The sequence below is a fragment of the Cohnella panacarvi Gsoil 349 genome, from assembly GCF_000515335.1.
Lineage (GTDB): Bacteria > Bacillota > Bacilli > Paenibacillales > Paenibacillaceae > Cohnella > Cohnella panacarvi.
In genome coordinates this window covers 4,730,882-4,743,775 of sequence record NZ_KI911563.1, presented here as the reverse complement: position 1 = coordinate 4,743,775, position 12,894 = coordinate 4,730,882, and the positions used below count along the sequence as shown (strand labels likewise).

Sequence of the window (12,894 nt, the reverse complement as noted above, 5' to 3'; positions counted from 1 at the left end):
GGCAACAGTACCTCCAGATCAATTGACGTCTTCTACGCGGTATCCGTCCGGACGAACGGAAACTTTCCAGACCTCTTCCATATCGTCGCCCAGCGCAATGCGCAAGCCTTGCTTGGCCTGGACGGTACGGTGCGTAATGTTCTTGCGGACGAGGTAGTATCCGTCGCCCGCCTTGCACACTCGCCAAGTTCGGATTCTAAGAGAACGCGTTCCGAACATCTTCGCCGGGCTGTGGTGGATCCTGTCCATAACGGCATGGCATACGGCGGGCGAGGCGTACGGGCTGAAGAACGAGATCTGATCCGTCTCGTGCGCAAGAATATACCCGTCATCCGCATACTCGAGAAATCGGTACAGTTCATCGTGGATCGGAAGTTCTCCGACGACGGTCCCGCGAAGCTCCCGCTTCTTCATATAGAAGTAGAGCCATAGGAGCGCAGCCGCGGAAGCGGCGAATAGAATGACCGATACAATCAATCCCGTTCACCGCCTGCCGGGCTTCGTTGTTCGACCTTCATGCCTTATTTGCGCAGCGACGTAAGATCGGTTTGCCGCAACGCGAATCCGGCGAGCGCCGCCGGCTGGGATCCCGGTCCCGTCGCGGGAGTCGGTCCGTAGCCGCCCGCCGCGCCGGCAAGCTTCCGGTCGACGAAGTGCTTCGTCTCGTCGAGATCCTGTTTCAGCATCTCGACGGCTTCCGTAACGCCGACGATCGCCGACCTTGCCTGTTCCCCCCGCTCGCCGGGCAGCGAACGAATGAGAGCAAGATCGTTCAACTTCGACAGCTGAATGTGTATCGCATTCATGCATTCGCCGGCCAACCGCTCGAAATTGCGGCTTTCTTGGAACAATCTCTCGAGCAGCTTCGGATCGAGCAGCATCGCTTTACCGCCCATTCGAGACCGCCTCCTTCTGTACCTCGTTATAACCCAGCTGCACTCTGCCGACTTCGGCCGATAGTCCGCCTATATCTTCGGAGAGCTTCTTGTATTGTTCTTCAAGAATTTTCACGAAGGTTAAGTCGCTCGCGATGGCTGCTTCCCCATAGATGGCCCGCAACCGCGCGGAACCGGATAGCAAAGCTTGCAGTTCGTTGCCGATGACCTCCAACGAATGACGAACCTGATCTTCCCCGGATTGGCTGCTCATGGTTTATTCCCCCCTATCGTCGTCAAATCAACAAACTCCTCGTCGCGCTTCTTTCTTCTTGCGACGAACCTTTCTTCGGCGCGGACTCTTGCCTGACAGCAGCATCATCTTCAAGCGGCCGGAACGACGGAAACAGCGGAACCGTATCGGTAACCGACAAGGCTGCTTGATGTTGATGGATCGGCTGGACGGCTTCCGCAACGCCGAAGTGAAACGACGCGTGCCTCTTCTCGTAAGGAACGGCCGATTGTATAAATCTCTCCCAGGCCAGTTCGTACTCCTCGCGAATCGTCAAGGAGAACGACACGCTCTTGCGAACTTCCGGAGGCTTCTCCGGAAACCCCTTAACATGGATCATCGCCGTCACGACGTGCAGGACCCCGCAGCATAATTCCATGTCTTGCTCCAGCGTTCCGTCAATGAGTTGAAGGAACGGAGCCAATACGCTTAACGGCTTGGGCGTATGTTCAGAGAACCATCTCGCGGTCGCTTCTCCTTCCGCGCTTTCGCAGCCGATTGCTTTCGCAAGCGAATCGAACGCGTCATATCGATCGCTCAATATGACCGCTTGGTCGTATACGTCCCTATGCAGGTAGAAGTACCAGTCGTTCATCGCCAGTACCATCGTGTTGACCATCGTCGGCAAATAGCGTTCTCTTGAAGCAACGATCATCCTTGCATTCCTCCTCTCATCCCGCGGCATGAACGAACACGGCCGGATCGACCGAGGTTCCGTTAATCGTTAGCGTAAAATGCAGATGCCCGCCGGTCGTCCGGGAACCGGTATTGCCGGAAGAGGCGATCTGCTCGTATTGCCGCACTTCCTGCCCTTGAGTCACGGATATGGAAGACAGATGCCCGTATAACGTTCGAATCCCGTTGCCGTGCTCGATCCACACATACAAGCCCAACTCGTCGTCGTTTCCCGTCCTCGCGATACGTCCGTTGAACGCCGATAGGACCGGCGTACCTTCCGTCGCCTCAAGATCGATACCGGCGTGAAAGGTCGTCTCGTCTTGCGTTATGGGATCGAGTCGTTCACCGAACGGAGACGTTATTCGTACCGGAACGCCAATCGGCGTGGTGAATCCGGTGACGTCTCCGAGCTCCGCGAATTCGCTTAGCTCCTTCACGCGCTCGCGTTGACGCTCCATATCGACTTTCAGCTGCTCGAGCTCCCGCTTGTCCCGGGCCAGGTTCATATCCTGCTCTCCTAGTCCCGCTTGATCCTCGATCGATTGTCTTTCCTCCTTCTTCCGGAGAAGAAGGCTTGCCGTCTGACGATACTCCGCATCCAGCTTCATGATCGTGTCGACGTCCGCGCCTGCTTGCGCCTTCATTGTTCCTTCCAGCGCAAGCAGCCGATCCGACAGCTCTTGAATCGTCGTGTCCACTTGAGCGAGCCGTTCGCTCACGAAGGCTAATTCGAGCGAGTGAGCGGAGTTCAGCATCGTCCTGCTGCTGACGTCCCGAGTCATGGCTTCGACCTTCTTCTGCATCTGTTCGAGTTTCCTTATATCGGCTGCAGGATCGGGAACTTTGTCGTAGAAGCCCAGCAGCACGGAGGCGTCTTCCGCATGTACGATCGAAACGGGGATCAGCAGCATCCAGATGAACCATATCGCCTTCGCGCATTTTCTCACTTCACTCCTCCTCCTTCTACCTTCGTTTTCATAGCCGCGGCATCGAACCGATATTCCGCTCGCGCCGCCTCTTCCATCGAATCGAACAACGCCTGTGGAACAGCCCCATCGGGCAACTTGTCAGCGAACGCATAGTAACGCGAACCGTCTTTCATGTAACCGACGACTTGTCTCGCCTCCCCGACGCTCGATCCCGCAACGCTGAAACCGCTGAGTTTATTCGTCGTGGAGAAGTATTGCAGGTTCTGCACGAGAACGAGAAAGCTCGGGCCCGTAATCGGGTTGACCCCGACTCGATCGGAAAGCTGGCTAGGGATGTAAAATCGGCTGCTCCAGGCGTAATTCGCTTCGTTCAGCTTCTCTATCGCTTCCGCCATGTGATTCGACACCTTGTCGTTGATGATTCGAAGCGCGATCTCGCGCGTCATGGACGGACCCTCCGGAGTCGGAGGCAAGCCCTCGCGCCTCTCGATGGTTGAACCGTCGTAAGCGACGGTGTCCGCAAGCCCCATGTTGAGCGCGTATTTCGTATTCCCGTTCTCGTATACGTAAGGAAGCTTCATGCCGAACGCAAGCTCCCAATCGGCATCGTCCGGATCGCCTTCGCCCGCGTATATGCCCGGCCGGTTGGTCGTCACGCGATGCTCCGCGATGTAATAACCGTCGTAGGTTGTAACCGCGGCCACCGGAATGTATTCCGAGATCAGCCGCTTATGCCCTTCCGTCGGCAACATATCGTAATTGAAGGCGAACACGTTCAGGAACGCGTCCATGGCCAAATCCGGATTCAACGTAAACTTCTTCTCGTGAGCGTAATCGAGCCCGAGACTGCCCGTATCGAGCAGCATCGCCCGAATGCCGGCGTCGGTCGAATAGTCGATGGCGTAGGCTAACTTCAGCCTCTCGATCTCGTCCTTCTCCTTCTGTACGTAGAATAGAAACCCGACGATCAATGCGCAGAAACCGAGCAGCGAAACGAGATTAACGATTGCAAAAAAACGGCTCATCCTTCACCTACTTCCTGATCATGCCGGCTAACGTCTGGTTGAATTTCGGCGGGGTCATCCGCAACAGTCGATTCTGGAGACGCTGCGCACCCGTATAGTCGATGGCGCGGACCGTCACTTGGATGATGTCTCCGGCGTTCCATGTGGCAATATCCTCGTTGTACACGTAGGAGGCATAAGTCCCGCCCGCGCCGTCAGGGTTTACGACTTTCATATATCGTTTGATCGTCGCGTCCATCGACGCCCCGTATGACGATATGCCCAAGTAGAAGTCCGCCTTATCCTGATCGGTCAGCGTGCCTTTGTCCGTGATTTTGTCGATAAAGTTCGTCATCTCGTTCAGGACGCTGCGGTTCATCGTCAAATCTTTGTTCATCGCGCTAATGACGAAGGGAGCGCCGATGAGCAGGACGAATGCGAGAAGGACGCCGAGTATTTTATTAATCAGATCGGTCATGCTCAGCCCTCCGTTACGCTCTCGCCAGCTTGTCCTCTGCTAACGCGTATAGCACGTCTTTCACCAGCACGCCATAGTAGATGGAAACTTCGCCTTCCGGCGACTTGAACTTCATGATGGATACGATCTTGCCCACGGCGCCTTTCTTCGGCGTTCCATACGGGCTCTTCTTATGCTTCTCCTTCGGATCCAGCACGGCGAACATCATCTCGGCCTTCGCCCCTTTCGCGCAAGCGGGATCCGCGATCTTGACGCTCGTACCTTTACGGAACGACGGTATGTTTAAACCTAGCAGAATCATTCTCGATCTCCTCTCACGGCGCGAAGCCGAAGTTCCAGTACCGCATGCCTTCCGGTCCGGCGTACAACCGCACGTCGACTTTCGCGTGACTCGGTATTCCCGTCCACAACGTTTCCAGCGATTGCTTCCGGTTCGAGAAGAAAGCTTCATCAAGCGTTATCTCTAGCTGCGTTCCATTCCTATCGAACCGGACTTTGCCGGGCTTCGGCGCGTTCTCGTCGGCGACGACCAGCATGAGCAGCGCGTCGCCGCTGTCGTACTGTCTGGCTTCGGGATCGACATTCGCGGACAGCATGCTTCTCGTCACGGGCGCCGTCTTCTCGATCTGCACGTCGAACCCGCCGACGTCTCCTTTCATGAACGGGATCAGGAGCGGAAGCCCGATCGCAAGGAACAGCGCGAGCACGCCGATCAGCAGCAACATGTCGAACGAGCTTTCCGATTCTTCCATCCGTTACTCCTCCGTCTCCTTCTCCTCTGCTATGGCGACTTCGAATCGGTCCCATACAGGCGTAAGCTCGATCGTGACTTTCTTGCCCAGCAGTTTCGGAGCGGCTAGATCCTCCGTATGGCTTACAGCGGTCTTATAGATCGTTACCGGTTTGAGGTACGCTGCGCCATCGCTCCTCCGCAGAATCGCATAAAGCGTCGGCACGGGAACCGCCCCGTAACTCTCGACCTCTCTCAGCTCGGCCGAAACGTTCTCCAATTGAGAATCCGCGATCGCATTAACCTGGTTCCTCTTGAACTCTTGGGTAAAGACGCTGAAGCCGACAACGATGGCGATGATGGCCGCGATTACGACGAGGTTGAACGTTATTTTCACGCCATCGCTTACTTCGTTCTCCATGGCTACTGCCTCCTGAACCTAATGATGCTGACCGCTCCGTTGGCGTCCCTAATAATCTCTGAACGAAATCTAGCCGAGTCAAGAAGATTACCGAACTTGTCGTTGAACTTGCCGGTTAATTCTTCTACGGAGAAAGGATCTGCGGCACCGCTCGGCAAAGGCGATGTCCGTCGCTCCCACGTCAACAACTGGTCCGGAGAAGATAAACCCGTGTACACTTGAATAACCGGATAACCGCCCGACTCCGCGATGGCGGAGATCAGATCTTGCGCGAACAGATCGCTTGTGCCGTCATAAGGGCTGTATTTGCGATGCTCCTTCAGAATTTCGATGGCCGTATCTTGTTCGTGCATGACATTCGCGCTCTCCCTCGCCATTGAGCCGAGCAGAACGACGAAGGAAATGACGATCGCCGCGGCCATCGCGCTCAAGCTCGCCCAGATCGTGGCGGACCATTCGTTCACGGGAGCCCCCTCCTTTCCTGTAATTTACTACTCTACGATTGCCTACGAACCGCGAGATGCGGCTCATAGGCATTAACAGTAGTAATTAAGCGAGTTGTGTAAAACAGATACCCACGATCATTCCCGTAGAATCCTTCATCAGCTCCGCCAAAAACTTGGCCGTCGGGCGAACGAATTGATTCGTTCCGGCATCCGTCATTGGCGTATATTTCAAGTTGTGACTGATAGGCGTAACCAAAGATACTGTATAAAAGGAATCATTTTCTTGAGCCTCAGTGCGGGTAATTACAGCTGTCGTATAGTAATCATTGCCTTCTACTTTGTTAGAGTTCGTCAACAACGCGCCATAATTGTTGCCCGTATTGGCGCCTCCCGCGGCCGACATCGTAGCCGTCGTCCTTACAACGGTCGCCACCGGCTGACCCTCGAACAGCTTAACCGCGGCGATGACTTGCGTACCCGAGATGGTTTTCTGGTCGTAGTCGTCGAACCGCGCCAGCGTCATCGCGTCCATCGAGGTCGATACGCCCGAGATGCCCTGGTTCGTCGTTCCCCGCGTAAAACCTAAGATTACGAAAATGACCGAGATAATAACGCCGATAACAATGAGCGCAATCGCTATTCGCGCGCCCGATCCGAGTTCGCCTTCCATTGTTTAATCACTCCCATAGATTGGTTTAAAGGATTGGCTGGTGCTTCCGATGCGCATTTCCGGCATGCGCTCGCCGTCAACCTCACCTCCTTCGCGGAATAATCGCTTGCGTCTTACATATTCATCTGCTGCAGCGCGTTCTTGAACTCCCGGAACCCGAGGATGCCAAGCGGTACGAGAATGTACAGCACCGCGGTCAACACGAGCGGCGCCATCGCGAGCGGGCTGACCATCCCGCGCTTCTTGTTGAGCGTCGAAGTCTGCGCGATCTCACGTATTCGCATGACGTGCTCCCGCTCGGACACGAGGTCGCTGAACGCTTCGTCCAGACGGATTTGGTGTATCGTGAGCAGAAGCTTGTCCACCATTCGGCGAAAGCTTGGCAGCACAGACTTCACCTTCAGGCGATTAAGCGCCAGATCCGGATTGGACGGATATTCGTGGAACGCGTCGACCAGAGCGTTCTTATGCACCCGGCTCTGCTTCATCAGCCAATACAGCGTCTCGAGCGTATCGCACGACGTATTCATCAGGATGGAGATCAACGTCTGCATCTGCAGCACGTCTTCCTCGCTTTCGGTTTTCAGCAACGCCGAGCGAGCTCGAAGCAGCAGTTCGGGCAAATAATAGAAGGCGCACGCGATGCCGAACGAAACCGCGACCATCCACCATTTGAAATAGGCGTTGTGGTAGCTTCTATACTTCTCCATCAACCGCTTCAATTGGGCGTCCTGATCGTAAGCTTGCAGGTCGGGCAGCCTCGCCTGAACGAGATTCTTGGTCTCGTTCTCCGTCGGCATCTTAGGAAGCGACAAGTAGTAACGATCCAGCTCTCTTCTGACTTGAATGTCTTTCGCCGTCAGCTTCTCGCCGCCGATCAGCGACACTTCCCGTACGTTGTCGTAAATGAACTGCTTGCCGAGCTGCACCGCGAAGAAAAAACAAACGAGCGAGAACAGGAAGGCAGCGGCGGCGTACATGATTTTGCTGCCGTACAGATGCCTCAGATTCGTCATGCTTAACGCGCCTTTGATCGCGCGAAGCTTGCGCAATCGCTTGAACGACTTCTTCGGGATCATCTCGTCGACAAGCTTCGCGAACCACGGCGCCCGAAGCGCTCGCATGACGAGCGGATTCCGGTCGTCCTTCTTGACCGATACGGCGCTGTTCACCCTTACGATCACGGTATATCCGATAATCGAAGCCAGCAGGATGACGACGCGGGACACGTAACCGATCATTCCGTGATACAAGACGGAAGTTCCCGGTATGATCGAGGTGAAGAACCCTTCGATAACCCCGATCGCAAGCAGAGGCACGATCGGCAAATATTCCAGCATCCCGAATCTGGCTTTCTGCAGCGTGATCCGGCGAATTTCCAAGTTCACCTCGTCCGCCAGCATCCCCATCGCCTGCAGGAAATTCGAAGAGCCGTCGCGCAGCTTCGAGTCGCCCGCGTTATTCAGGATGTAGCAGACGCCGGCCAGCGTGCACAGCAGCTTGAATGGCGTCTTGGCGTAAAATTCGTCCAGCTTCTTCTTCCCGTCTACATCCGACAAGATCGCGGAAATATCTTCGAACGCCCGGCGAAGCGAGTTGCCCGCTTCGGTTTCCGCGATCGCCTGGGAGATCGAGTTGAGCCGCAAATAATTCAACCGGAGCGAGGACAAAGCCGTCGACAATTGCTTCAGCAAGCGGTAATGCACGCTGTCGACTTGCTTGCCGACAATAACGTTGTTCATGACGATCGCGTACAACAGAACGAGCAGCGTCGAGAACACGTCCTTGAAGATGAGCGCGCCGGCGGCTAACAAGGCAGCCGAGCAAGAGACGGAGATCACGTAGACCCGCACGGCATACACTTGAATTTCCTGGGCCGAGTAGACCGACAAGTCTCCTATGCGCGTCTTCACCTTCTGGAAGCTTCCGCGCGTCAGGAACGATTCGTCCAGCCTCTTGAACCACCTGAGGTAGGTCGTTAACGGAATAACGCCGCTCCGTTTGCTGCGGATGCCCGACATTCTCGCCCTCGCCTTCTTGCGTTCGGAGACGACGATCCAGGAAATGCCGAATATAGCCGTCAAGACGATCGCGATGAGGAGAAAAACCATCATAGCCTCCAGTTGTCGAGAATGAACGACTTGAAATCTTTGATTCTATCGGGCGGCATCGTGCTGAGCATCTTCTGGGTCAACTCCGTCGTAAACCAATCTTCCGCCTCGTACGTATCGGTCTCCAGGTTGTATCTTAGAATGTCGCGCGTGGCGAACGTCTTGCGATCCGTTTTGCGCTCGTAGTATTCCTGGGTGATCCGGTTCATGGAATGAACGGCGTTGCCCGGATCGTACGTCGGATAAGGGACGTATTCGTCCAACTTTACGATTTCCGATACCCGCTCGATGTACCGTCTGCCATCCGTCGTATAGTTCAGGTGAATGTCGACGCGGATCACATCGATAACCTGCTGTTCGGCGGTCGTCATGTTGCCGGTGAATCCGCCGGCATTAACGAGCGAGTTCCGGATCGCGTACACGAGCTGATCGGCCAGATTCGCATGGTGGGAGAAAATCGTGAATATCGACGCGACCTGCCCCATCTGGATCATTCTCGCCGCGATGGCATCCGTCGCGACTTCGCCGACGATCGAGACGGCGGCGTCCGATTTCTTGAGCGCGTCCTGAAGCTCGGTCGCCGAGATGAACTCCGTTTCTTGCACGGATAAAATGTTCCGTTCGGGGTATAGCTCCCGCAAGTACATCTCCGGAGCCATCTCCAGCACCCGCAGCGTATATCTCGGATCGATATACTTGACCGCGGCGGTCATCATGACCGTCTTGCCGGCGCCTTGCCGACCGGTGAAGCCGCACGTCACTTGCCCCATCATCAGGAACTTGATCAATTCGATCGCCAAATGCGCGTTTTTCACGTAGGGTTTGGCGATCAGGGCGGGAAGCGACGAATCGCTCAGCGTGAACTTTCGGACGAACACCGCCCAATATTCCGCGGCCGGCGGCCTTAGGGCGAGAACGCGGGACTTATCGTACATCGTGTTGACTAGATATCCTCTTTTTTCCGTGAGCGGTCCGGGATTGTTATACCGGCAGAGCAGTTGCACGACCCTGCGCAGCTCTTCTTCCGTCTGAAAAGACAGGAATCTGAGATGGATGTACTTGCCGTTGAAGTACAGCCATACCGATCTTGGCGCTTTCATGATCTTCTTCTCTTTGTTGAGCAGCGCGCTCAGAATCGATCCGGATGTGCCGCAGTTGAAGCCGTTAATATTCATTTCGCGGAGCGTGTCGATGATGCCGAACCCTTTGTACCTCTGGTAGATCATTATCGCGAGCAGATCGAGCATGACATGGTAGCTGAGCTCGAAAGCCTTATCGGCGTAGATCGTATCGATGTCTTCCTCGGATACGAGATAAGAAGGCTGCGACTTGTCCTCGATCTCGTACCGTTCGCGATCGAGCCGGTATTCCTTGACGAGCTCGGCAAGGGCATCCTTGCCGTGCGTCTTCTTGTAGAAGTACATCAAGATTTCGAACTTGACCCGCGGTTCCACGTAACCTCCGAAGTCGAATACCTGAAGGACTTCTTCCTCGGTTTTCAACTGCTCGGCGATAATGCTGCGGATCAAGTCCTGGACGATCAGCTTGGCGGAATCGATGCCGTACACGCAATTCTGCATCGCGTCCTGAATGCGGGCTTTCCGCTTGTACATCGATTCGAATTCCTCGTCCGTGATGCCGGCCAGGTTCTCGTCCTTGACCAAGTCGGCCAAGCTGTACTTGACGATCTCGAGCAGACGGTCGAGCGTCAGCTTATCCGACAGCTCCACGTCCGGCTTCTCGCGCTTCGCTTTCCAATACAGAGCGATTACCAGCGCGGCGATGCCGATGAATGTCGCGACTATGAGCAACGTATTTAAATTCAACGTTAAGTTCCTCCCGTTCCGCTCCCGCCGCTAAGTCTTCTTCTGCGGCCATGCCGTTCTTCTTCCCAAGTTCGAAAGGACGACCATCAGACATTCCTTCAAGTCGTTATTGAGCTCGATCACTCTCGGATCCCGGTCCAGAATGAACGGCAGCATCGTCTGCAGCTTGCCGGTATTGCTCGATTTGCGAATGAACGGGTTGTAGCTGAGCTTGGCGCATCGCCGATGACGCAATCCGAGACGTTTCGTCGTATCCCGGAAAGCCTCGACGTAAGGATCGAACTGGTTGAAAACGTAGACGAGCCCTTTGCCGTTCAGCACACTCAGTACGCCCGCGCGATCCCAATCTCGCAGCTTGTCCCAGACGTCCTTCGATTGCGTAAGCACCATCACGACCAAATCCGATTGCTCGATGACGGCTAACGATGCTTCGTCGTAAATTTCCGTCGCGACGTCCGTTACGACGACTTCGTGGCTAAGATTCTGGATGGCGAATTTCAACAACTTCGTGTTGTCTTCGGCCGATATCGTCTCGGCCGCCGTCTCGATCAGTTGTAAATTCGGCACGCCGGGAACCTTGAGGCAATAATCGACGATCTCGTCGCCGGCGATCGCGTTCGCTTCCAACAATTTGATGACCTGGGTCAAATTGCGCGTCTTGTCTTCTTGCGGCTTGACTCCCAGATAACCGGCCATCGATCGGCCGTCATTGCCCGTGTAAGCCAGACAAGTCGTCATATTCTGCGTCTGCGCGATGCCTAAGGCGAGCATCACGCTCACCGTCGTTCCTCCTTGCCTGCGGTCCGGCGATATGACGGCAATTTTCATTTGCTTCGCCTCCTCGTCAATATTCCGAGCGCTTGCTTCGGCTTAATATTCAGATGCGGAGCAAGCAGCTTCGCGAATTCGACGTTCATCGCTTTGGACGGCATCGGTTCAAGCTGGCGGAAGTGCTCGATCCGCTCGGCGGTTTGCCAGAGCCGGGAGGAAGGAATGACGTGGATCGCGTTCTTCTCGCGCTTACCGTCGTATGCCATCTTCACCGTAACGGGTTCGTTCAACATGGCCAGTACCGCCTGCTCGTCCTCGGATGGCGCGTAAGTTTTCACGTGAAGCGCCATCTGCAGATCGCTCGGTATCGTATCTTGAACGTCGAACAGTACGTGGTCGAAGTCGTCCGGCGCGTAACCGATCTCTTCGAACACCTCGTCGGGCGTGGCGTCCGTCACGGCGATCATGACATTAGCGAAATGTCCTTGGAACTCGCCGGATTCAAGCAATCTAGCATAGTGCCTATTGTTCGTAAGCAACGCGACGTCGCCTGTCGTATGCAGCAATTTCAACAACGCATAGATAACGGGACGTTTGTCCGTGTAGCCGTATACGCCTATCCGCATTACTCCACGACACCTTTCTCGATCGTCAATGTTCCGCCTTCGGACGTCGTATCCGTGCTCGGGATCGTCTCGGGCGCCGGCTCGACCGCGGGTGCTGCCGACTCTTCTGCATCTTGCAACGCCTTATCTCGATCGGCAGCCTCGGAGGCTCCGCCTTCGATCGCGCCTTGGATCGTGCCTCGCCCGGAGCTGATCTTGCCTCCCTGCTCTTCGGTTACCGCCGAGTTGCCGGTATCGATCATCGACCGGATCGGATCGTTGATCTCGCCGTTCAGCTTCTTCGTGATGTTCGGATCGGCAAGCATGATCGCTTCGATGTTCTTCGGAATCGCGTAAAACTGCGACGCGGGCTTCTGAATGCCGGGCTCGAGATACTTCGTCATGTACAACGTCGCGCCTTTTTCCGTGTTTAAGAAATAATCGATGAGAGCCGCTTGATAGAAGTGAATTTCCCGTTCGTTCAAGAGCATCTTGACCGTCTTCTCGTTAATCGCCTGAACCCGCTTATGCGGAAGCACGATATAATCTTCGCCGAGCGGGTATACGATGCGGAGGTCAACATAATCTCCGACGCGAAGCCCGATCGGCATCACGCCCGCGACGACGTCGTATTCGCGCGTCGTATCGTCTACCGGCTGTTCCATGACCAGGTCCATGCTAAGCGGCGTCCCGGACTGCAATGAAACCCGGTAATACTTGCCGACGACCGTCTCCGGTTCCAACACAAGGCTCGGGACAAGCAGCGACTCCGGTATTTCTCGGGACTCCAGGTCTTCGTACTGAATTTGTTTGCCCGAGTATAACGACTTGCCCCCTTCCCGGATCGTCCATATGTTGACCATCGGGCCGATCTGTTCGATTCGTTCCTGCAAAGAAGCGATCTGCCCTTCGTAATCGGCTTTCATATCCGCTTGCTTCGGCTCCCAAATCGCGTAATATTGACCGACGTTCGTACCGACGAACAGCAATACGACCGCGGCAATGATCAGAATCGTCTTCCAGTTCCATTCCCAGCTCATCTCGTTACCTCCGCATCA

At 55.3% G+C, this 12,894-nt stretch carries 17 protein-coding genes; all 17 read right to left on the bottom strand.

What is annotated here, in order from left to right; translation table 11 throughout:
* Window positions 1-18 precede the first annotated feature (18 nt).
* The 17 genes from COHPA_RS24040 to COHPA_RS0122540 all read right to left on the bottom strand — a co-directional run bounded on the left by COHPA_RS24040 (window position 19) and on the right by COHPA_RS0122540 (window position 12,876).
* The gene (locus COHPA_RS24040) at window positions 19-477 is read right to left on the bottom strand and encodes a hypothetical protein (RefSeq protein ID WP_027088422.1); all 459 of its coding nucleotides are present in this window, start codon (window positions 475-477) and stop codon (window positions 19-21) included.
* Window positions 478-521: 44 nt separating this feature from the next.
* Window positions 522-896, bottom strand: a complete 375-nt coding sequence (locus COHPA_RS0122615; protein WP_027088421.1) for a hypothetical protein — start codon at window positions 894-896, stop codon at window positions 522-524.
* Window positions 886-1,149, bottom strand: a complete 264-nt coding sequence (locus COHPA_RS0122610) for a hypothetical protein (RefSeq protein ID WP_027088420.1) — start codon at window positions 1,147-1,149, stop codon at window positions 886-888. The genes COHPA_RS0122615 and COHPA_RS0122610 overlap by 11 nt, the downstream gene beginning before the upstream one ends.
* A 22-nt stretch (window positions 1,150-1,171) precedes the next feature.
* On the bottom strand, window positions 1,172-1,822 hold the full coding sequence (locus COHPA_RS24740) for a hypothetical protein (RefSeq protein WP_027088419.1): 651 nt from the start codon (window positions 1,820-1,822) through the stop codon (window positions 1,172-1,174).
* A 16-nt stretch (window positions 1,823-1,838) separates the two neighbouring features.
* Complete coding sequence (locus tag COHPA_RS24735; RefSeq protein WP_027088418.1) at window positions 1,839-2,792, bottom strand: M23 family metallopeptidase; 954 nt, start codon at window positions 2,790-2,792, stop codon at window positions 1,839-1,841.
* Entirely contained in the window at window positions 2,789-3,799 is a 1,011-nt protein-coding gene (locus tag COHPA_RS0122595) for a hypothetical protein (RefSeq protein ID WP_027088417.1), read from the bottom strand. Before COHPA_RS0122595 ends, COHPA_RS24735 begins: the two co-directional genes overlap by 4 nt.
* A gap of 7 nt (window positions 3,800-3,806) precedes the next feature.
* A complete protein-coding gene (locus COHPA_RS0122590; protein ID WP_027088416.1) occupies window positions 3,807-4,256 on the bottom strand; it encodes a hypothetical protein in 450 nt (149 codons plus the stop codon).
* A 13-nt stretch (window positions 4,257-4,269) separates the two neighbouring features.
* A complete protein-coding gene (locus COHPA_RS0122585; RefSeq protein WP_027088415.1) occupies window positions 4,270-4,557 on the bottom strand; it encodes a hypothetical protein in 288 nt (95 codons plus the stop codon).
* Between the two features lie 13 nt (window positions 4,558-4,570).
* Complete coding sequence (locus COHPA_RS0122580) at window positions 4,571-5,008, bottom strand: hypothetical protein (protein ID WP_027088414.1); 438 nt, start codon at window positions 5,006-5,008, stop codon at window positions 4,571-4,573.
* A gap of 3 nt (window positions 5,009-5,011) precedes the next feature.
* Entirely contained in the window at window positions 5,012-5,407 is a 396-nt protein-coding gene (locus COHPA_RS0122575) for a hypothetical protein (RefSeq protein ID WP_027088413.1), read from the bottom strand.
* 2 nt (window positions 5,408-5,409) lie between these two features.
* Window positions 5,410-5,871 (bottom strand): hypothetical protein, encoded by a 462-nt coding sequence (locus COHPA_RS0122570; protein WP_027088412.1) that lies wholly within the window; start codon window positions 5,869-5,871, stop codon window positions 5,410-5,412.
* A gap of 85 nt (window positions 5,872-5,956) precedes the next feature.
* Window positions 5,957-6,523, bottom strand: coding sequence for a hypothetical protein (locus tag COHPA_RS0122565; protein WP_027088411.1), 567 nt, complete (start codon window positions 6,521-6,523; stop codon window positions 5,957-5,959).
* A gap of 113 nt (window positions 6,524-6,636) precedes the next feature.
* Window positions 6,637-8,637, bottom strand: coding sequence for a hypothetical protein (locus COHPA_RS0122560; protein WP_169733292.1), 2,001 nt, complete (start codon window positions 8,635-8,637; stop codon window positions 6,637-6,639).
* Window positions 8,634-10,460 carry a hypothetical protein gene (locus COHPA_RS0122555; RefSeq protein WP_027088409.1) on the bottom strand — a complete coding sequence of 609 codons (1,827 nt, stop codon included), beginning with the start codon at window positions 10,458-10,460 and terminating at the stop codon, window positions 8,634-8,636. The genes COHPA_RS0122560 and COHPA_RS0122555 overlap by 4 nt, the downstream gene beginning before the upstream one ends.
* Window positions 10,461-10,490: 30 nt before the next feature.
* On the bottom strand, window positions 10,491-11,288 hold the full coding sequence (locus COHPA_RS0122550) for a CpaE/TadZ family protein (RefSeq protein ID WP_027088408.1): 798 nt from the start codon (window positions 11,286-11,288) through the stop codon (window positions 10,491-10,493).
* The gene (locus COHPA_RS0122545; protein WP_027088407.1) at window positions 11,285-11,857 is read right to left on the bottom strand and encodes a hypothetical protein; all 573 of its coding nucleotides are present in this window, start codon (window positions 11,855-11,857) and stop codon (window positions 11,285-11,287) included. The genes COHPA_RS0122550 and COHPA_RS0122545 overlap by 4 nt, the downstream gene beginning before the upstream one ends.
* Window positions 11,857-12,876, bottom strand: coding sequence for a CpaB family protein (locus tag COHPA_RS0122540; protein WP_027088406.1), 1,020 nt, complete (start codon window positions 12,874-12,876; stop codon window positions 11,857-11,859). The genes COHPA_RS0122545 and COHPA_RS0122540 overlap by 1 nt, the downstream gene beginning before the upstream one ends.
* Window positions 12,877-12,894 lie beyond the last annotated feature (18 nt).